This is a genomic window from Rufibacter sp. DG15C (genome assembly GCF_001577755.1).
Lineage (GTDB): Bacteria > Bacteroidota > Bacteroidia > Cytophagales > Hymenobacteraceae > Nibribacter.
On the sequence record NZ_CP010776.1, the window covers coordinates 839,100 to 860,020 of the forward strand.

Genomic DNA, 20,921 nt, shown 5'->3' on the forward strand with positions numbered 1-20,921 from the left:
TCTTAAGATGTGATGTACCAGAAACTAGAAGAAAATGTCCTATGCGTTTTTGGCTTGTTTTCTAGGAAACAGGCTAAAAACGGAAGCGCCTCCTCTTACTCTGAAAGAGATTTTTTTAAGTTAGGAAGACATGAAGAGAGTTAGTGAATACGGCAGAAGGGTTCTATGCCATAGCCGACACGAGGGAGAAAAGAAGCAGGAACGTACTATACTTCCATCAGGAACTCCACCAGATTCTTCTCATGGTCTAGGTTGAGCTTCTTCCGGAGGCGGTAGCGGCTAATCTCTACGCTCCGGACGGTGATGTTTAGCAGCGTGGCAATCTCTTTGCTGTTCATGTTCAGGCGCAGGTAGGCACACAGCTTCAGGTCTTTGGGGGTGAGCTCTGGGTGGACGGCTTTCAACTTTTTGAAATAGTTCTCATGGGCCTCGTTGAAACTGCTCTCAAACAAATTCCAGTCATAGTCTGTGTCCATGCCCTCTTCTATCACCTTCTGCAGCTTCTTCAACTGCTCAGGCGCCAGCTTCTTGCCAGAGGCGTCCTTTAATTGTAGGATTTCCTCTCTGATGCCGTTGAGCAACTCGTTCTTTGACACAATGCTCAAGGCCGAGTTGGCCAGCTCTCGGCTTTTGGTGGCCAATTCAGACTCCAGCTGCTCGTTGCGCAGCCGTACCAGCTTTTGTTCGTTGAGCAGAGCCTCTCGGCGGAGCGCCTCTTCTTTCTCCTGCTCTAAGCGCATTTCTATGCGAGCCTTGTCTTTCCTGAGTTTTATTTGATATAAGTACCGGAACAGATACACCAAAGCACTGCCCAGCAATACGTAGCCCAAAAGCGCCCAATAGGTGGCAAACCACGGCGGCCCCACGGTAAACTTGAAGGCAGTGACTGGTGATACGGCACCGTCTTCTACCCTGGCCCTCACCAGGAACCGGTACTCTCCCTGCGCCAGATTAATAAACTCCTTCTGGGTAGTTGAAGACCAATCTGACCAGCGCTGGGAATAGCCCTCCAGGTAGTACTGGAACTGGGGCTTCATCTGACTGAAATAGGGCAGCGCAAAGGAGATACTCAGGCTGTTGCGTTTGTAGGGGATGGTAAGCGGAAAGGTAGCTGCCTCGGTGAGCAGGGCCTTGTCTTCTACGCTGTGCTGCACTTTTCTGATGAGCACCTGCGGCATGGCCTTCCTTCGGGCGAAGCGCAGGTCTGCGTTGTACACCACAAAGCCCTCGTCAATGCTAATGAGGTAAATGGAGTTGCTGATTCTGCTGATGTTCTCATAATACTCCACCATGTGCCCACTGAGCATGGTAAACTGGTTGGCGCTTACATTCACCGTCCCGGCCTTTGGCATATCTACCAGCGCCACCTGGCCGTGGTTAATGAACCAGTACTGGGTCCCCGCTGCTTTTATGATGCGGTTAGACGTGGCAAAAGGCCCCAACTTCTTATTGAGTTCTGTGTATTTGGAAAAGGAGTCGCTGATGGCATCATAAATATAAAAGCCTGCGTCTGAGGTGAAGACAATGCGTCCGTCCAGCCTGAACGTATTGATGCGGTAGTCGGCGGGCAGGCCTTGTTTCTGGTTGTAGTATTGCAGAGATTCTACCTTTTTCAGGTCTGAGCTCAGGGACAGCTTATACAGTCCCTTATAGGCATGACTCACCCAGATGTGGCCGTTGTTGTCCTGCTCTACGTACCTTGAAGGCTCCCCAAATCCTTCTATTTTATGGGACAGGACCCAATTGCCCTGGGCGTCTTTCCGGTAGAGGACCAAGCCGGTGTAGGTGCCCTGGATGAGCGTCTCTTCCTCAGAGGCTAGTTTTTTGATTGCCCAGCCGCCCTTGTAATCTGAGAGTTTGCGCAGCTGGTTCCCCACTACCTGGAACGTGCCTTCATTGTGGCCGCAGAGCAGCTGCCCGCCCAACAAGGATAGTTCCCACACCTGCCCCTGTGAGCCTTCTATGATTTTAAAGTCCAGGGATTGATAGGACTGGTTTTTCTGCGCCGGCCACTCACTGTAAAAGAGTCCTTGGTTGGTGCCCAAGTAGATGTTGCCGCCATGTATCAAACTGGAATACACAGTGCCAAACTTACCGGTCTTGTCAAAGTAGAAGTAAAATGGTGAATCCACTTCTACCCTGTCCACGCCATTGTCCAGGCCCGCCCACAGGTTCTGCTCCTGGTCCGCGAACAGGCTCAGCACGGTGTTGTTCTGCAACCCGCTGGCCTTGTTGATTTTGTGGAGGACCTTGCCCTGTTTATCCAGGATGATCACCCCGTTGAGGATGGTACCAAAAGCCAGGGAATTGTCCTTTAAAAGAACCCCATTGTTGAGCTGGTTGGTTTTGAGGAAGTCATTGGCGTCATTGGCCCAAGGCCTGATTCCCGCCTCGTCGTACAGAAACAAGCCGTTTTTGGCAGTGCCTATCAGGAAAGAGTTTCCCTGCAAGGGCAGCACCGACAACACGTGGGCATCACCCAAAAAAGCACTCCCCGGAATAAAGGCCAGTTGGTTATTCTTGAGTTCATAGAGGCCTTTGCCCAAGACCTCCACAAAGTAGCGGTTCTTGGCCTTTAGGAGAAAGAGTAGACTTTGCTCGCCTTTGACTACCTGTATTTTGCCCTTCTCATAAATATAGATACCAGAGAAGGACTGGAACAGCACGCGGTCCTTCTCCACGTGTATTTTCCAGATTTCGTCTTTGAGGCCGTGTTCTTTGGGAATTAGGTTAATTAAAGAGCGGTAGACGAAGCGGCCTTTGTCATTGTAATGCCAGTACCCAAACTCCCCGAAACCACCGGCATAAACTTTGTCCTCGCTTGCATTTGCCGCCACAGCCCGCACAATCACCTTATTGGGCATTCTGTAGAGCTGCCAGTGGTTGCCGTCAAAGGCCAGCAGCCCCTCTGAGTTCCCGAAGTACTTTACCCGGTTGCGCCCCTCAGTGATGGACCAGTTCTGGTTGCCCGACTGGTAGAGCAGCTTGGAGTAGTTCTGAACGAAAGGAAAGCTAAAATTCTGGGTAGACTCTGCCTGCGCGCTTGTCAAGGAGACAGCCCAAAATAGCATTGCCCATAAGAGATAATTTACCTTGCCTTGCATTCTTAGATTAAAGTCTCCCTTAAGGTAATTGGATGCTTTGATCAGCCTAACTATGAGCCAAGCTGCTTTTGTTGCGCAAAAACAGTTTAAAGATACTGATAAAAACAAAAGAATTGCTCAGCAACAGGAAAGGCATATAACACAAAAGGCCCGTCATTTTCATGACGGGCCTTTTGTGTTATTGGTGGAGATGCAGGGAGTCGAACCCTGGTCCAGACAAGGAAACTTGAGCGCTTTCTACATGTTTAGTCTTGGATTGGTTTTCGTGTGAGTTCAGGCCCAAGCCTGGCCTATGAAATCACCTTAGGTGCTTTAGTTTCATGCACTCCCCACACCTTGGAGTACACTAGATCGGCATTACGATGCCCTGTGACCAACCCCCACCGAACCGAGGAGCTGCAGGACAATGGCAAAATGCTTAGTACCTAGACTAGGCAGCCATGGCGTAGTTAGACTCGCCAGATAATAGTCGGTCAATTCTGATTTACGGGAAAACAGCCAACTCCCGACATGCTTACACCCAGCTTGCTCAAGCTGTCAATTCCGGTCATCCCCAATAAGTAAAAGAACGTGGTATGCTTTCTTTTACGCCCGAAGGCCTGCAAAAGTAACCAAATAATAGACAAATACTAGCCCTTTCTGGTTCCGCGTTTTCGGCTTGTTTTGGTGAAAACAGCCCAAAAACGGCTTTATAAAAACGTTTTCAGCTCACTCAGGCAGGCCACCTCATAGGTGGGCTTTAATGGAATGCGCTTACGCTCAGGGTTAAAGAACACCTGGTCCAAGCCCGCGTTCATGGCGCCCAGGATATCGGCCTCCAGGTTGTCGCCAATCATGAGGCTCTCACTGGCCTTTACGCCGGCGCGCTCCAGGGCGTGCTGGTAGATTCGGCGGTCTGGCTTGGTGCAGTTCACGCACTCAGACGTGACCACCTCAGAGAAATACTGCGTCAGGTTAGACGATTGTAGCTTAATGGCCTGCACGTCTTTAAAACCGTTGGTGATAATGTGCAGCGTGTATTTCTGCTTCAAGTAGCCCAGCACCTCATGCGTAAACGGAAACACCGCCGACTTGGTAGGACAGATGTCTGTGTACGCCTCGCTCAGCCCTACGGGCACGTCTTCTTCGGCCACGCCCAACCCGGTAAGACATTTTACAAAGCGTTTCTCCCGTAGCTCCTGCTGGTCAATCTTGCCCTTGTGGAACAGGTCCCAAAGCCTGAGGTTGATGTAGCTGTACTTCTTATAAAAGTCTGTGATGGTGAAGTCGCCTAGGCGGTGCAGTTCAAACTCATGAAACAAGTGCACCAGCGTCTCTTCTGAGTTTTTCTCAAAGTCCCAAAGGGTATGGTCCAGGTCAAAGAAGAGGTGGCTGTAGGTTTTTACTTTTTTCATGGGAGTACGCGTTGGGCCTTCAAGAACGGCGGCCGGTGCCACAAAGTTCTTCGTTCTTGGGTAAAACCAACGGATTGGGACAATGTTTATTTACCGTGCCGCCCATCGGGCAGACGCAATGACTACAAGCCCGTAAAATGACGCTGCTGCAGGCGGTTGATGGCCAGCTCACGGTTGGAGTACAGGGTCTGGTACACTTCCTGGTCATGCAAGAGCAGCTGGTCCTTCTCCAGATAGCCGAACATCTGCTGCAAGAGGTCCAGCATTTCGTCTTTGATGGCGTAGAAGGCCCACTGGTCCTGTTTCCGAAAGGAGACCAGACCGGCGTTTTTGAGGTAGATGAGGTGGCGGGAGGTCTTGGTCTGGGTGAAGTCCAGCACCATCTCCATGTCCGCGATGCAGAGCTCTTTGTTGCGCAGCAGCAGGTGCAGAATGCGGATGCGCGAGGCATCGCTCATGGCCTTGAATACTTGTTCCCCGAAATTGACGTTGAAATGTTTGAGCCTCATGTTCTACTAGCTGCGTAAACAAATTTACGCCCCCTGCGGCACAAAGTACCATAAAAAGGCTATACTTGTAAACGATCTTATTCAATGCAGACTTTCTCTTCCGTTTTTACCCAATCCATTGGCCGCAGGTGGCGCTTGCTTTTCACGTTTAGTGCACTTTTGTTCTTCTCCTGGGGCTTCTCTCTTAGCACAACACATGCCCAAGGCGGCAAAAAGGTCATCCAGCTAACCGGCGTAGTAGCCGCCGGCGACAGCCTTTTAGGAATACCAGGCGCCAGCGTGTACGTGCCCAAGGCCGGCAGAGGCACCACTACCAACGAGTATGGCTTCTTCTCGCTTCCAGTGCTGGCCGGCGACAGCGTAGTGATTAGCTCACTTGGGTTTGCCAAGCAGTCCATCATCATTCCGGCCAATTTTGAGAAGCAGAGTTATTCTGTGATCATTGAGATGCTGGAAGATCCTACCGTGCTGGCCGAGATCAAGGTGTTCCCGTATGCCACCTTTAGGGAGTTCACTCAGGCGGTCATGGCCATTAAACTACCGTCACAGGACGTAGACCAACAGACGGCTATGAGCTCCCAGATTCTGGCCCAGATGTACAAGAACACGCCTATGGATGGCAATGCCAACCACCAGAACTACATGAACCTGCAAAACCAGCAGATGCTACGCAGAGGCGGTTACAACCCAGGGGCCACCAATCCATTGCTCAACCCGGTTGCCTGGTACCAAGTGATCCAAGCCATCAAACGTGGCGATTTCAAGAAGAAGGAGTAGTTGCAAATCAATAAATATAGCAAGAAGGCCCAACCAGACGATGGTTGGGCCTTCTTGCTATAAGACGAATTCGTTTTTAGCCTAATTTCTGGAAATTAGGCTAAAAACGATAAATGAGCGTCCTCTACAAATACAGTAATATAAAAGACGCAACCAAAGCCACTACCACCAGCCATCCCCTGAATCTTCTCTGCCTTTGTGTCTCACTGCACCCCCAGCGCAGGTCATAAAGCACATATTTGCCACAGTAGCGCACTACATTAAAGATTAAAATACTGAGCGCAACCACTAACCCAATCAACTTAGCATAGTTAAATTCGCCGGGTTCATTCTTTTGAGGCTCTACGAATAGCCACAAAACCTCATAATAAATTTTACAGCAAAGGAACACTTGCATCACACTAACTAACCCAATTCCCCTCGGCCCATCGGGACCGTCTCTTGAGTAAAAGAATTTGGTCACCCTGTAGAATATGTAATCAAAGAACTTCATTTGTAAACTCTTGGCTCTGCACTAAATTTCACTCGCACGCTCTGTTCATGCAAAAAGAAAGCCCACTCCTGTAAAGAATGGGCTTCCCAAAAATCGTTTTTGGTCTATTTCTTGGAAAACTGGCCAAAAACAAAGACTATTGATTCCCTTGCGGGCGTGTTTGCTGTTGGCGTTGCATCTGCTGTTGCAGAGGGTTTGGCGTGACGCCCTGCGGCTGCTGCTTGAACAGTTCAAAGCGCGAAGGCGCCATGCGGGCCGGGTACGCATTGTTGCTCATGTCAATGTCAGCGGTTTCTTGGAACGGGTCCAGGACGAAGCTCACCACCGGTTTCTCAGTCACGAACACCTTGGTCACTTCCTGCTCATTGTAGCGCCAGATCTCTGCCGGTATGCGCACAATCTGGTTGGTTCCGTCAGAGAAGGTCATTTGCATTACTACCGGCATTACTAAGCCACCGTTGTTGCGCAAGCCCACTTCATAGAAGTTGAGGCCTTTTTCCAGAATGGCCTTTTCTTCGGGGCTTAAGGACTGTACGTATTTCTGGTAAGTGGCTTGGCTTTCTGGTGTTACCGCCAAGGGGTCATAGTTGTTGTAGAAGTCCTTCAGCTCTGGCTTGGTGTCCAGCAAGGTCTTCGGGATTTCCTGCAGGTTACGCTGCTGCGAAATGCTCAACGGCGCGGCGTTGATTTCCTCCCGCTTTCTGGTGTTCTCAACCTGGGGGTTCTTGGTGTCTACGGAGTACCACTTCACGCCAGTCAGTTCTTGTTCCACGTAGTCTGTGGTGTAGAACCAGCCTCTCCAGAACCAATCCAGGTCCGTGCCAGACGCGTCTTCCATGGTTCTAAAGAAGTCTGCGGGCATTGGGTGCTTGAAGGCCCAACGGCGCGCGTATTCTTTAAAGGCGTAGTCAAACAGCTTGCGGCCCAATACGGTCTCACGCAAGATGTTCAAAGCGGTGGCAGGCTTGCCGTAAGCGTTGTTGCCTAGCTGAGAGATAGACTCAGAGTTGGTCATGATAGGCTGTTGCATAGCCTTGTCCATCTTCATGTAGGTGGTCATGTTTCTGGCCTCACCGCGGCTAGACGGATAATCGCGTTGCCATTCCTGCTCTGCTAGATATTGCACGAAGGTGTTCAAGCCTTCGTCCATCCAGGTCCACTGACGCTCATCCGAGTTGATGATCATCGGGAAGAAGTTGTGGCCCACCTCATGGATAATCACCGAAATCATGCCGTACTTGGTGCGCTCCGTATATGAACCGTCTTTCTCTGGACGGCCGCCGTTAAACGAAATCATTGGGTACTCCATCCCGCCCACGGCGCCGTGCACCGAGATGGCCACCGGATACGGATAGTCAATCGTGAACTTGGAGTAGACTTTGATGGTGTGCGCCACTACTTCTGTGGAGTATTGGCCCCACAACGGGTTGCCTTCTTTAGGATAATAGCTCATGGCCAGCGTGTTCTTGCCGGCGTAGTTTACGTTCATGGCATCCCAGATGAACTTGCGGCTAGACGCCCACGCGAAGTCGCGCACGTCTTTGGCCACAAACGTCCAGGTCTTTTTACCTTTCGCTTTAGATTTCTCTGCTTTCAGGGCCTCTTCTGGCGTCACAATCAACACTGGCTTGTTGGCTTTCTTGGCTTGGGCCAAACGGTTGCGTTGCGTAGAAGTCAAGACGTCTTCGTTCTGCAGCTCACCGGTAGAAGCTACCACGTGGTCAGCAGGAACGGTCAGGCTCACTTTGTAATCCCCGAACGGCAGGGCGAACTCACCCGTGCCCAGGAACTGCTTGTGCTGCCAGCCATTCACGTCATCATAGACAGCCATGCGCGGGAACCACTGCGCCATCTGGTACTCGTAGTTGCCGTCTTCGGGGAAAAACTCATAGCCCCCGCGACCGCCTTGCTTCTTTTGGTCATTAATGAGGTTGGTCCAGTCAATGGAGAACTTCACAGACTGCTTGGGCCGTAGCGGCTGAGGCAGGTCAATGCGCATCATGGTGAAGTTGATGGTGTAGGGCAAGGCTTTGCCGTTGGCGTCCTTCACCGATTTGATTTTATACCCGCCGTCAAAGGTCTGTTCTGCCAAGGCCTCTGCCGTGCTGAACGGCGCCCGCGCCGGCACCGAGTTGGTACGCGTGAGGCTGGTCATGGAGTTCTTCTCAAAGATGTTCTGGTCCAACTGCACCCACAGGTAGGTGAGCACGTCCGGAGACAGGTTGGTGTAGGTGATGGTCTCAGAGCCGGTCAAGGACTGGTTGTCATCGTTCAGTTCGGCTTTGATGTTGTAGTCGGCGCGTTGTTGCCAGTACTCATGGCCGGGCGCGCCCGAAGCCGAACGGTAGGTGTTAGGAGTGGGTAATTCCTGGGCCAGCTGCCTGAATTTGGACTTATCAATGGTTTCCTGCGCCAAAACCGGGGCCAAAGCGCTTAACAGCAGCCCCGAGGCGAGTAAGAACTTCTTCATTCTAAAAGTTTGTGAGTTTGTGGTAGTGTGAACGAGCAAATTGGGCATTTATTGGCCAAAAACAAAGCTTCTGACGCGTGTCTCTACATTAATTTTGCTCATTCAGGTTTTCCCCGAAGTAATAGGCGATGTCCTCTTTCAGGGACTTCATCATCTGCAACACGCGCAGACCAATGGGAAGGATAATCACGCCCAAGACAATGAACTTGTAATAATAGGGATGGTAGAAATAGCCCGCCCAGGCAAACAGGAAAGGCGTCACCAGCACCGCCAGGCCAAACACCGCGCCAAACACCAACACTACATAACTAACGGACCGCGCCAGGTGGTACCACCATTTGGTTTTCATGGCCAGAGTACGCCGGATGTAAGCTTCATGGTCTTTTTTGGCCTGCCGCCGCACGCGCTCCTTCCCTACCTCGGCCCAGGCTGCAAACTCCTTGGGGTCTGCGGGCGGCTCGTAGACGTATTGGTACTTCTCCCAGTCTTGCTCGGCTTTGGATTTGGCAGGCTCTGTAGGCACCACGGGTGGCGCATACGAATATAAAGGCCGGGAATGATAGCCCTGCAGAAACTCATAGGCGGCCTGTACCCGCAGGAACATCTCCTGCGCGCCCGCCTCGCGGTTTCTGTCGGGGTGGTATTGTAAAACCAGCTGTCTATAGGCGCGCCTCACCTCTGGCATCTGCGTGCCAAAAGGAACTTGCAACACTCTGTATGACTCCGCCAGCATGTTCTTATTATCTACCCGGAAGGGTTTCCGTTTTTGACCTCTTTTCTATAAAATAGCCGAAAAGTCCTGCTCCAGAATGAGCATGAGGGCAATGGCCCCGGCGGCCGCACTCACCCCCAACACCCAGTCTCTTCTACCCACGCTAAACACATTCACCAAAATGGTGCTCACCAATAGAATTAGGGCTACAATCAGCAACTGGCCAATTTCAATGCCCACGTTGAAGGCAAACAGCTCCAGCACAATATTTTCGCCTTTGCCCAGCAGGGACTTGAGGTAATTGGAGAAGCCCATGCCATGAATCAGCCCGAAAGCCACCGCAAAGAAGTTGCTCCAACTAAGTACCACTGAACCCTTGCGTTTGTTTTTATCCATCTGCGTGAGGTTGTACAGACACGTGAGCAGAATGGTCACCGGAATCAACAACTCAATCAAGGCCGTATTAAACGTTATCACCTCTAGCGTAGACAAGGCCAAGGTAATGGAATGCCCCAGCGTGAAACTGGTGACCAAGGCAAGGATTCTTCGCCACTCCTGCCCGGTATAGAGCGCGCACATGGCCAGCACAAAGACCATGTGGTCATACGCCTGCAGGTTGAAAATATGGTGGAAGCCTAACTGAAGATACGTGTAAAAAACCGAAGACACAGGAGCTATTTTATAAATATTAAAGCAGACAAATTTAAGCAACGACCTGTCTTTTGCAAGGACCGTTTTTGGCTTGTTTTCTGGGAATTGGGCGGAAAGCAAGGATTGAATTGCTGTTTGATTGCTGATTGCTGGTTGCTGATTGTTAATAGCTGGTTACTTACCATAAGTTAACTTCCACTCAGCCCAACGTGCCTTCTACCCGCCGTTGTTGGTGTTCTCACCAACGACTCAGACTGCCTTTCATGCCACATCTGTGCTTGTGAACGCATTTGGCTATCCCTGAGAAATACTTTCATTCTGGTGCGCACTCACAGTCTTGTTTCATAGATTCTGCCAAGCGCTCACGGCCGCGGGGCCCCGTCCTGTCCCTTCGCACTGCTGTTGTACTCTGGGCCTGTGGGGCCCCGCCCTGCCGGGCGACGAAACAACAGAGGCGCTCAGGACCAGGACTGGTTTTGGTTCCAGTTCTGTAATGACCTGATGGTGGGTTCGTTGCTTGAAGGCAAATTCGGTCACTGTCGCTGCAGAGGCATGCGTGCTGCGCACGGTTTGGTTTATCTGCTGGCACGTGGGCATGGTTCAAGTCTGCGACTTGGACCCATGTTGGAGGCAGTTTGCAACTGCCCTGAAGCACTAGCTTCAACCTGCGCATAGCGTCCCCCTTTGAAGGGGGTAAGGGGATGGCAAGGGCGCCTGCCAAAAAGAACTGCCTTTACTCAAAAAACCTTGCAGCGTGCAAAGGTCCTGCGAGCGTCTGCGCCAACGACCGTTTTTAGCTTGATTTTCAGAAAACAGGGCAAAAACGGTTGCCGTCTGGCACCAAACGAAAAGGCGCCGAAGGGAAATCTCCCTCCGACGCCTTTTCTTATTCATCATTCATTCTTACCTATCTACTGGCAAGTCAATGTCAATGTTCACAAATTTTATCTGGTCTCCGGCCAGCACCGCTTCTACCACCGCGTCTTTCCGGATGTCGCCGCCCAGGATGGACTTGGACAGTTCGTTCAAGATACGGCGCTGTAGCACGCGCTTCAACGGACGGGCCCCGAACTGCGGGTCGTAGCCTTCGCGTCCCAGGAAGTCCAGCACTTCGTTGGTGGCTTCCAAACGGATGCCCGAATCTTCAAGACGTTCCTGGATGTGACGGAACTGGATGTCCACAATCTTCCTAATCTCACGGGAACTCAACGGACGGAACATAATCAGCTCGTCAATCCTATTGAGGAACTCTGGCCGAAGCGTTTTCTTCAAGACCTCAAACACTTCGTCCTTGGTGCGCTCAATGGTGGGTTCTGGGTTCTTCTCATCCAAATCCTGGAAGTTTTCCTGGATGATGTTGGCCCCAATGTTGGACGTCATGATGATGATGGTGTTCTTAAAGTTGGCCACGCGCCCTTTGTTGTCCGTCAGGCGACCGTCATCCAAGACCTGCAACAGGATGTTGAACACGTCCGGGTGCGCCTTCTCAATCTCGTCCAGCAAAATCACAGAGTACGGCTTCCGGCGCACGGCCTCGGTCAGCTGACCGCCTTCATCATAGCCCACATAGCCCGGAGGCGCCCCTACCAGACGGCTCACGGCGTGACGCTCCTGGTACTCGCTCATGTCAATGCGGACCATGGCGTTCTCATCGTTGAACAGGAAGTCGGCCAAGGCTTTGGCGAGCTCCGTTTTACCCACCCCGGTGGTTCCCAGGAAAATGAACGACCCGATGGGGCGCTTAGGGTCTTGCAACCCGGCGCGGCTCCGGCGCACGGCATCAGAAATGGCCGCAATGGCCTCTTCCTGACCGGCCACGCGGCGGCCTAGTTCTTCTTCCAGGTGCAGGAGCTTCTCGCGGTCGCTTTGGAGCATTTTGTTCACGGGCACGCCCGTCCACTTGGCTACCACTTCGGCCACGTCTTCAGAGGTCACCTCTTCCTGGAGCATGTGCTCACCGGCCTGTTGCTGCTTCACAGTTTCCTGTAATTCCTTCAAACGGGCTTCGGCTTCCTGGATGATACCGTAGCGCAGCTCGGCTACGCGGCCGTAGTCTCCGGCGCGCTCAGCATGGTCTGCTTCCAGCTTGTATTGCTCAATGGCTTCTTTCTCTTTCTGGATGCCTTCAATGACCTGTTTCTCGCTTTGCCATTTGGCACGCAAGGTGTCCCGGGCTTCGCTTAAATCAGCAATCTCTTTAGACAGCAGGTTCTCTTTCTCCTTGTCGTTTTCTCTTCTGATGGCTTCGCGCTCAATCTCCAACTGCATGATTTTGCGCTGTACCTCGTCCAGTTCTACGGGCAAGGAGTCCATCTCAATGCGCAACTTAGACGCCGCCTCATCAATCAAGTCAATGGCTTTGTCTGGCAGGAAACGGTCAGAGATGTATCGGCTGGACAATTCCACGGCAGAGATGATGGCATCGTCTTTAATGCGCACGCCGTGGTGCAGCTCATACTTGTCTTTGATACCTCGCAAGATGGAAATAGCGTCTGGAATGCTGGGCTCGTCCACGGTCACCGCCTGGAAGCGACGCTCCATGGCTTTGTCCTTCTCAAAGTACTTCTGGTATTCTTTGAGCGTGGTGGCCCCGATGGCATGCAGCTCCCCTCTCGCCAAGGCTGGCTTTAACAGGTTGGCGGCGTCCATGGCGCTTTCCCCCCCGGCCCCGGCGCCAATCAAGGTGTGGATTTCGTCTATGAACAGGACAATGTCCCCTTCTGAGTCCACCACTTCTTTGATGACCGCTTTCAGACGCTCCTCAAACTCGCCTTTGTACTTGGCACCGGCCACCAGCAGACCCATGTCCAGGCTCATGATGGTTTTGGATTTGAGGTTCTCAGGCACGTCACCAGACACAATGCGCTGGGCCAGACCTTCTACGATGGCGGTTTTACCCACACCCGGCTCACCTAAAAGAATCGGGTTGTTCTTGGTACGACGGCTGAGGATTTGCAAGACGCGACGTATTTCCTCGTCACGGCCAATCACCGGGTCAATCTTGCCCAAACGCGCCTGCTCATTGAGGTCAATGGCGTATTTCTTGAGGGAGTTGTACTTGGCCTCGGCGTTTTGGTCCGTGACTTTAGAATCGCCGCGCAGTTCTTTGATGGCGGCTTTCAGGCCTTTCTCGGTGATGCCCGCGTCTTTCATGAGCGTGGCTACCTTGTCGCGGCCCGCCAGCAAGCCCAAAAGCAAGTGCTCAATGGCTACGTACTCGTCGTCAAACTCTTTTAGATAGGACGTCGCTTTTTGCAGGGCCGCCGCCGCGTCATTACTTAGGTAAGGGTTTCCGCCGGTTACCACCGGGTAAGCAGTCACTATCTCATTGAGTTTGGACTCGAATTGGTTGGTGTTCACGCCCAGCTTCTTGAGGTAGAAGTTGGGCACGTTTTCGTCGGTTTGCAGGATGCCCTTGAGCAGGTGGCCGGTTTCAATGGCCTGCTGCTGGTTGCCCCCCGCTATCTCAGTGGCCTTCTGCACGGCCTCCTGAGACTTGATGGTATAATTGTTAAAGTTCATAGCTTCTATATCGTGGTTAGAGTAGTTTCTTACTTTTCTACGAGGCTAGAAGCAAACAGGGTACCGAACCGATTTTAGCCTGTTTTCCGGAAATTATGACAGAAACAATTAGAAACTATTTAACATAATCAGACAAAATGACTCAACTAGAGTTTATCAAACTCTGTTGTAGTGGCAACCGGCGGATTCAACTTCTGCAACAGCTTTAAAATCATGCGATAGACTTCTTGCAGTTTGTCCATGTCCAGGATGGCGTCGTCCTTGGAGAAGGTAAGAAACGGCGTGGCATCTGGCTCATCATTGTCCACGCTCAGTTTTAACTCGCAGTTGGAATGCTCCAGCAGAGTCTGCCGCACTTTAGCATCTGATAACAGCGACGCCAAGGCCACGGGGTCGTTGGCTTTGATCACGAAGGCATCGTCCAGGTCAGGCAGGTTCAACTGCACATCCCCCATCCCGAAGAATTTACCAATCTCGCTCATCCAGTCCTGCTCATGCAAGGCAAACCGAAGCGGCACATTGGTGGGCACGGGCGCCATGAACGTGGTAGACGAAGAACCTCCTTCAAACCCTCCGCCCAGGTCAATGTCAATGTCCAGAAAGACCTCAGTGTCATTGAGCATCAATTGCGCCGAGTAGCTGGTGAGGTTTTTATCACGGGCAAGGTCAATGGTAAGCTGGCGCCAAAGTTCTTCTTCTGACGTACCGGAGAATCTGCGAAGTGTGTCCATAGCAATATTGAATTCTAACTTTTATTTATTAAACCCTCTGGGCTGTAAACGCCAGCGGCCTTACGCTAAAGACGTAAGGCCGCTGGTTTTGGTTAATCTAAAGTTTGTCTGCCCTATTGCACGTTCTTAAAGAAGACGGGCGAGTTGCCGTACAAAGGCGTGGACCCGTTCCATTTTTCTATGAACTGCTGCTGAATGAGCAAGGGCGTCAAGGTCTGCTGGCGCAGGCGGTTAGCCTCCGCCTCGGCCTGGGCTTCTACAATCTTTTTGCGGGCCTGGGCCTCGGCTACTTTCAATTCGTTCTCCACCTGCATGGCCTGTTGCACCGCGCGGTTCTTGAGGTTCACGGCACGCACAATCTCCTCGGGGTACGTGAGGCCGCTGGTCATCTGCTCCAGCTTGAACCCGTCCTGTTGCAGGGCTTGGTCCAGGGTGGTTTGCACTTCGGCTTCAAACTGCTGGCGCTTGGAGATGATCTCCTCGGTGCTGTATTGGTTCAACCGTATCCTGAACGCGTCTTTCACATAGTTAAGCAAGGTGGTCTTGGCAATCTCGCCTATGTCTTTGCGGTACTTCTTGAAAATCTGCGGGGAGGCACCCGCCTTCACATAAAAGGAGATGGTGGGGTCTACCGTGAACACAGAACCGTCCTTGGCATTGACCGTGAACGCGTCATAGTCCTGCGTCTGGATGTAAGTCGGAAACTCGTAGACTTCCTCTGTGAAGGGATTGTACCACACACGGCCCGTCACCAGAGACACGTCTTGCACGCCTTTCTCGGTGCCGTACATTTTTACCAGGATGCCCTCATGCCCGGCGTCTACGCGGGTACAGGATTGGGTAGCGGTGATGGAAAAAATCAAAATGGCTACCCCTGTTAGAATAGCAGTCAGTATGCGGCGGTTCATGAGCGGTTTATTTTAGAAAGTAAGTACCGGATGATGATGAAATTGCCTACCAGCAGCATGGCCAGGAAGAACACGCCAAATAGGACAGCCACGTCTGAGGGTTGCCGCAGCAGCTCGGTGATTTGGGTGTAAGACAGGAAATCTATGGGAATGAGCAGCAGTAGCAGCAGTAAATACTTGGGTTTCATGGGTTGGGAATGGCCTGCGGGTTGAAGAATCAATATTAAGGATTCTCACGGGATTTGCCGCTATTGCTTTTTTGGTTGGTGAGAGAAAACTTATTCTAGTTTATGGACTTTCTTGTGGGGTGCTTTTCTTAATGAATGCTGAAGGTTGTACTCTTCCACCGTTGTGGGTGTTCTCACTAATGACTATGACTGCTTTTCCAGCTACAATGACCCTTGCCAATACTTTTGTGCACGCATCTGGCTATTCCCTTGGCAAGATCGTCTTCTGCGGTGCGCATTTACAGTCTTGTTTCATAGTTTCCGGTAAGCGCTCACGGCCGCGAGGCCTCGTCCTGGCCCTTCGCACTGCTGTTGTACTCTGGGCCTGTGGGGCCCCGCCCTGCCGGGCGACGAAACAACAGAGGCGCTCAGGACCAGGACTGGTTTGGGTTCCAGTTCCGCTGGCGCTTATAAGTAACTACCCTGTCTGTAGGCGAAGGCCGTTCCTGTCGCTGCAGAGGCATACGTGCTACGCACGGTTTGCTTGATCAGCTTTCCCGTGGCCATGGTTCAAGTCTGCGACTTGGACCCATGTTGGAGGCAGTCTGCGACTGCCGTTGGCCTTTTGCCAATTGGTGCGCATTGCGTCCCCCTTTGAGGGGGTAGGGGGATGATAAGCTTATTGCAGTTTGAGTAGAACGCTCCTCCAAAGACCTTGTAACGTCTGGCAGGACCTGCGAGCGTCTGCTCCCTAACCAGACCCAAAGCAGGCTAACAATAAAGGATTTAGGGGTATTCAAACCGCTTTTGGCCTCTTTTCCAGAAAACAGGTCCAAAATGAGAACCTGCCGCCTAAGCACCCACTAATTATCGGACTTCGGCTTTAAAGACTTCGGCGTAGTAGTCTGCCAGGCGGGTGGGTTCTGGGAGTTTGTGTTTGATGGCGGTTTCTAAGGTGAGGGCGGTAGCGGTCTCCAAATCCATCAAATGACCCGGAGAGACGAACACGGGTTTCACTTTGTCTTTGGTCACAATGACGGTTCCTATCTGCTCCTGTTTGCTCATGAGCGGAAATGAGCTGCCTTTGACGGGGGTGGGTTCGTCATATTTGCCGGTGAGCACTTTCTTGGCCACACCCATGGTGGGTTTGTTGAGCAAGACGCCCAGCTGGCTGGCAATGCCCAGGCGCCGCGGGTGCGCAATGCCGTGACCGTCTACCATGATCAGGTCGGGTTTCTGTACTAGTTTCTCGTAGGCTTTGAGCAGATTGGGCGTTTCCCTAAAGGCCAGAAACCCCGGAATGTAGGGCAGTTCCACCGGGCCGTAATGGTACACCTTCTCCACCAACTCCAAACTGGGATACTTCAGCAACACAAACACCGACAAGATATTCTCGCCAATGAACGACGAGTCACAGCCGGCCAGCCACTTCAGTTCAAAGTCTGGTTTTTGAAGAATCACCTGTTGCCGCAGCTCTTCCTGCTTGGCCGTGAGTTCTTTGACGATGATTGGATCTGGTGTGGGATATTGTGCGTACCAAGCCATGTTGTATAGTCCTGAGTCTAAAGTTGGGCATCATGAGTCGTGCCGCTTTTGGCTTGTTTTCCGGAAATCAGGCTGAAAACGACATTCCCTATGACTGTACGGCAACTCCAGTAGCAAGATATCTTGGCCTCTAGAAAAGGGAGTAATGACTTGCCCAACTTGAAAGTAGACTGAAGATTTGTTGACAATAGATGATTAAGAACAACCCTGCTTAGAGCAAGCGCTTTTCTAACTACCCCACAAGGTCCTTTCAGGATGATAAAATAAGGAAGAGATCCTTACAGCTTGCATATTAAGTCTAGCATCTTGCGTCTTATGTCTTGTGTCTATCCCCTTAAGCGCTGCACGGGATCATCAGGTCAATGAACAGGATCCGCCACTGGCCGTTGAGTTGCGCGAAGTGGAACTTGAAGCCCGAAGCGGTGTGCAGCACGGTTTTGTTCACTAGCAATTGAGTCTGGGCGATGGTCTTTTTTTGGGGCGCGGGAAGCTCTGTGTATTGCACGGCCGTGTTCTTTCTAAAGGCGGCGGCATCTGCCACAAAACAGCCTTTTTGGGCGTAGGCGTCCTCCCCTTCGCAGGTGACTTTGGGCAGGGTGGCTATGGCTTGCAGGTCACAACTCTTGAAGTATTCTTTGATGGTGAAGAACGGCAAGTCCTGGTAGAATCGCTTGTACTGGCGTATGTCTGTGACTTTGGTAAACTGGGGCATGGCGCCGGGCGTGTCTATGATGTAGAGGCCATGCGTGGGGTCAATGTACTGGTTAAAGGCCTGTGCGTCTCCCTGCTGAATGCTTTGGTTAAATTGATTGAACATCTTCTCAAAGCCCGAAAGGTCTTCTTCTGGTGACGGCTTCTTGACTACCTCATCCTGTACGGCGTTGAGGGCGTCTTTTTCCAGCACACGGCCTTCGGGTCCGGCAGAAACGGCGGGAGCGGTGGCGGTGTCCAGAGTAGTAGCGGCGTCTGACGTGACGGTTTCTGTGGACGTTTTGCTTTGGCAGCTAGCCAGGCCCAGGCTCAACACCAAGGCGTAATGCATCAAGGTCTTCATGTATTTGTATACGGGTCTGTGTAAAAGAATTTGCCTTTTCATTTACTCGGCTCTCTTGAGGTACACTTTAATGGTTGTACCTTCCCCCACGGTGCTCTCCACTTCAATCTTTCCCTGGGCATTGTCTAAGATTCTTTTCACCATGTAGAGGCCAATTCCAGAACCTTCTACGTGGTCATGGAACCGACTGAACATGGTAAACAGCTTAGTTTTCTGTTTAGGGTTGATGCCTAGGCCATTGTCTTGTATGACCAGCACCACATAGTCCTCTTCTGGCTGGCAACTGATCTTTACCAGCGGGTTTCTGTCTGGGTGCCGGTATTTGATGGCGTTAGAAAGCAGGTTGTAGACCACGCTGCGCAGGTTTTTCTCTGAGAAGGACACCATGGCATCGTTCCGGATGGTGGATTCTACCTTGGCGCCCGAAGCAAGAATGATTTGCTGCATGTCTAGCTGCACTTCCTGCACTACCTCCTGCAGGTTTACGGTTTGGGCCGCCTGGTCGTGGTCTTTCTGTAGCTTGGTGATTTCGGTGAGGCTGGCAATGGACTTCTTGAAGCGGTCAATGGAGTTTTGCATCATCTTAATGATGGCTTTGACTTCATGGCCCTTCAAACTTTCCTGGGGTAGTTCTACCTGCAATTCTCTCAGCAGCATCTCTATGTTAGAAATAGGTGCTTTCAAGTCATGTGACGCGGTATAGATAAAATTATCCAGGTCTTTGTTGGTGTGGGTAAGCTGTTGGTTGGCGTCGGCCAGGTCCAGGTTGGCCAGGCGCAGGTCTTCATTGGCGGCGGCCAGTTCAACGGCAATGGCGCTGGCCTGTTGGGCGCTGGTCTCTATTTTTAAGCGAGCCTCTACCTGGTCGGTTACGTCCGTGACCAAGGTATAGAAACCTACCACTTCGCCGCCTCTTACGTCTGGCACATAGTCTGTCTTTATATGCTTGACAAAATCTTCGCGGTAGGGCATGGTGGCCTCAAAGCTAAGGCGCTCTCCGGCCAGGGCGCGGTCCATGTAGCCTTTGGTGTTATTGTAGGCTTTTTCACCCACCACGTCCTGCACCCGGCGGCCCAGCAAATCTTCAGACTTGATAGGAAACCACGCTTCATAGGCTTTGTTAGTGAAACGGTAAACCCGGTCCCGGTCCAGGTACCCAATGAGGACCGGCAAAGAATCTGTGATGAGCCGCAGGTTGTTGGCGTTTTCTTCTACGGCTTTGCGTGCCGCCACCTGCTCTGTCACCTCAATAGCGAAGACCAGAACGCCGTCTACTATGCCTTCTTCGTTGGTTCTGGCTTGTTGAATGTACCTGAAGTACCTGTCCTCTAAGAAGCCATGGGGCGAGGTGAAGGGAATGAGCAATTCTGGCTCTTCATGGGTGATACCCGTTCTATACACTTCTGAGAAGGTCTCATACGCCTTGTTATGTCCAATCTCTGGCAAGGCCTCTAAAATGGGCTTGCCCAGAAGCTCCCTGTCGGGGAAAAGGCCTGCGTACACGGGGTTTACCAGTTCATACACCAAGTTGGGGCCAGCCAGTATGCAGATGGCCGTGGGCGCATCCATAAAGAGCCTTTCAAAGCGCTGGCGTTGGCGCTCCGCATCGGCCTGGGCTTTTTGCACCTCCTGGGTGCGTCTTTCTACCCGGGCCTCCAGTTCCAGGTTAAGGGCTTTCAGGTCCTCGGCGCTTTTCTCTACTTGTTGGCGGGCTTCTACAAAAGGCGTTACATCCAAGGCAAAAATGAACATGCCGTTGATCTTGCCTTGGGCGTCATAAAGGGCCTGGTAGATGAAGTTCCAGTAAATGTCCTCTACCGGTTGGTCTTTGTAACGGGCTACGGGTATCAAAATCTCCTTGCCTTCAAACGTCTCACCGGTAGTGATGACGTGCTGCACAATTTCTTCTATGGGCTGGCCCTTTAGCTCTGAAAGAGCTTCAAACAAGGCTAGACCCAGTAATTTGCGTCCCGGAAACAACTGCTGATACGCGTCATTGATTTCCTTGAATTCAAGATTTGGACCTTCCAGAACGGCCATGGCCGCCGGTGCCTGGGCAAACAGGCGCTCTAACCGAAGGCGTTGCTGTTCTACCTCGGCCAAGGCTACTTTTTCCCTTTCTTCGCTCTCCAGTAGGTTCTTTTTAGATTTCTCCGCCTCTGTGACGTTGGTGGCCTCGTTCAAAATATAAAGCACCTCTCCCCTTTCGTCTAAAATAGGCGTGTTGAGGATAGACCAATACCGTTCTATAAAAGAGGCCGAGTGGTTGGGATCTGGGATGTCATACCGCGTCACCTCCATCTGGTGGGCCTGTTTACTAGCCAGCACCTGTTGCAAAGAAGCTCTCAGCTTTACTGAAGAGAGAGACTCGCCGGCTTCTGGATTGTCTGGAAAAGCGTCAAACACACTTTTCCCGAGCAGTTGCTCCCTGGTTAGAAGCGTTTCTTTTAAATAAGCTTCAGTACACCCTAATATTTTCAAAGAAGGCGAGAGCACAAGAATAGGGTTGTTTTGTGCCTCAAAAATCTTCTGAAACGAAAGCGCCTCATTAAAAGAAGCTGTAGGTTTGGGGGAAGTGGAGAAATCAGTCATGTACCGCTGAGAGCTGATGTAGCAAAGGAACTCCCTTTACGTGGTTACCAAAGATAGGATTAATATTGAGCTTAAAGCGCAGAAAAGACCTTTTTAACGGCCATGGATTAAAGTTGTCAGCACCAGCGTTCATGCCACAAACAATAGTCGCAAAGGTCGTTTTTGGCTTGTTTTGACGAAAACAGCCCAAAAACGAAAGACCAGTTTGCCTCTTAACCTATTCAGGTATTTATTGTTTAGAACAGTTGGTCTGCAGAATAGTGCGTATCAATTTTCACTTATATTTGCCGGT

Annotated in this window: 15 protein-coding genes and 1 other RNA gene; 1 reads left to right on the plus strand and 15 read right to left on the minus strand. The window is 51.5% G+C overall.

All coding sequences use genetic code 11. The features are described from left to right. Positions 1 to 206: 206 nt before the first annotated feature. The 4 genes from TH61_RS03485 to TH61_RS03500 form a co-directional block, all read right to left on the minus strand. A complete protein-coding gene (locus tag TH61_RS03485) occupies positions 207 to 3,071 on the minus strand; it encodes a triple tyrosine motif-containing protein (protein ID WP_197464090.1) in 2,865 nt (954 codons plus the stop codon). A gap of 215 nt (positions 3,072 to 3,286) precedes the next feature. Next, positions 3,287 to 3,659, minus strand: a transfer-messenger RNA (tmRNA) gene (gene ssrA / locus TH61_RS03490). 134 nt (positions 3,660 to 3,793) lie between these two features. Beyond that, positions 3,794 to 4,498: a YjjG family noncanonical pyrimidine nucleotidase gene (locus TH61_RS03495; protein WP_066505941.1), complete on the minus strand. Its 705-nt coding sequence runs from the start codon at positions 4,496 to 4,498 to the stop codon at positions 3,794 to 3,796. A 122-nt stretch (positions 4,499 to 4,620) separates the two neighbouring features. Next, a complete protein-coding gene (locus TH61_RS03500; protein WP_066505943.1) occupies positions 4,621 to 5,007 on the minus strand; it encodes a metalloregulator ArsR/SmtB family transcription factor in 387 nt (128 codons plus the stop codon). A gap of 84 nt (positions 5,008 to 5,091) precedes the next feature. Between TH61_RS03500 and TH61_RS03505 the strand changes: the two genes are divergently transcribed. Continuing rightward, positions 5,092 to 5,784, plus strand: coding sequence for a carboxypeptidase-like regulatory domain-containing protein (locus TH61_RS03505; RefSeq protein ID WP_066505944.1), 693 nt, complete (start codon positions 5,092 to 5,094; stop codon positions 5,782 to 5,784). 629 nt (positions 5,785 to 6,413) lie between these two features. On the opposite strand, the gene TH61_RS03515 is transcribed toward TH61_RS03505, so the two are convergent. The 11 genes from TH61_RS03515 to TH61_RS03560 form a co-directional block, all read right to left on the minus strand. Continuing rightward, the gene (locus TH61_RS03515; RefSeq protein WP_066505948.1) at positions 6,414 to 8,747 is read right to left on the minus strand and encodes a M1 family metallopeptidase; all 2,334 of its coding nucleotides are present in this window, start codon (positions 8,745 to 8,747) and stop codon (positions 6,414 to 6,416) included. 88 nt (positions 8,748 to 8,835) lie between these two features. Continuing rightward, a complete protein-coding gene (locus TH61_RS03520; RefSeq protein WP_066505951.1) occupies positions 8,836 to 9,480 on the minus strand; it encodes a DnaJ domain-containing protein in 645 nt (214 codons plus the stop codon). 45 nt (positions 9,481 to 9,525) lie between these two features. Then, entirely contained in the window at positions 9,526 to 10,128 is a 603-nt protein-coding gene (locus tag TH61_RS03525) for a HupE/UreJ family protein (protein ID WP_066505954.1), read from the minus strand. A gap of 324 nt (positions 10,129 to 10,452) precedes the next feature. Next, positions 10,453 to 10,707 carry a hypothetical protein gene (locus tag TH61_RS18085; RefSeq protein ID WP_157600538.1) on the minus strand — a complete coding sequence of 85 codons (255 nt, stop codon included), beginning with the start codon at positions 10,705 to 10,707 and terminating at the stop codon, positions 10,453 to 10,455. A gap of 306 nt (positions 10,708 to 11,013) precedes the next feature. Continuing rightward, on the minus strand, positions 11,014 to 13,632 hold the full coding sequence (gene clpB / locus TH61_RS03530) for an ATP-dependent chaperone ClpB (protein WP_066505955.1): 2,619 nt from the start codon (positions 13,630 to 13,632) through the stop codon (positions 11,014 to 11,016). Between the two features lie 146 nt (positions 13,633 to 13,778). After that, on the minus strand, positions 13,779 to 14,363 hold the full coding sequence (locus TH61_RS03535) for a hypothetical protein (protein WP_066505957.1): 585 nt from the start codon (positions 14,361 to 14,363) through the stop codon (positions 13,779 to 13,781). Positions 14,364 to 14,476: 113 nt separating this feature from the next. After that, complete coding sequence (locus TH61_RS03540; RefSeq protein WP_066505959.1) at positions 14,477 to 15,271, minus strand: prohibitin family protein; 795 nt, start codon at positions 15,269 to 15,271, stop codon at positions 14,477 to 14,479. Then, positions 15,268 to 15,459, minus strand: coding sequence for a hypothetical protein (locus TH61_RS03545; RefSeq protein ID WP_157600540.1), 192 nt, complete (start codon positions 15,457 to 15,459; stop codon positions 15,268 to 15,270). Before TH61_RS03545 ends, TH61_RS03540 begins: the two co-directional genes overlap by 4 nt. Before the next feature lie 846 nt (positions 15,460 to 16,305). Next, positions 16,306 to 16,983: a deoxyribonuclease V gene (gene nfi / locus TH61_RS03550; protein ID WP_066505961.1), complete on the minus strand. Its 678-nt coding sequence runs from the start codon at positions 16,981 to 16,983 to the stop codon at positions 16,306 to 16,308. Between the two features lie 334 nt (positions 16,984 to 17,317). Beyond that, positions 17,318 to 18,037, minus strand: coding sequence for a hypothetical protein (locus TH61_RS03555; RefSeq protein ID WP_157600542.1), 720 nt, complete (start codon positions 18,035 to 18,037; stop codon positions 17,318 to 17,320). 42 nt (positions 18,038 to 18,079) lie between these two features. Next, on the minus strand, positions 18,080 to 20,629 hold the full coding sequence (locus TH61_RS03560) for a PAS domain-containing protein (protein ID WP_066505966.1): 2,550 nt from the start codon (positions 20,627 to 20,629) through the stop codon (positions 18,080 to 18,082). Positions 20,630 to 20,921: the final 292 nt, after the last annotated feature.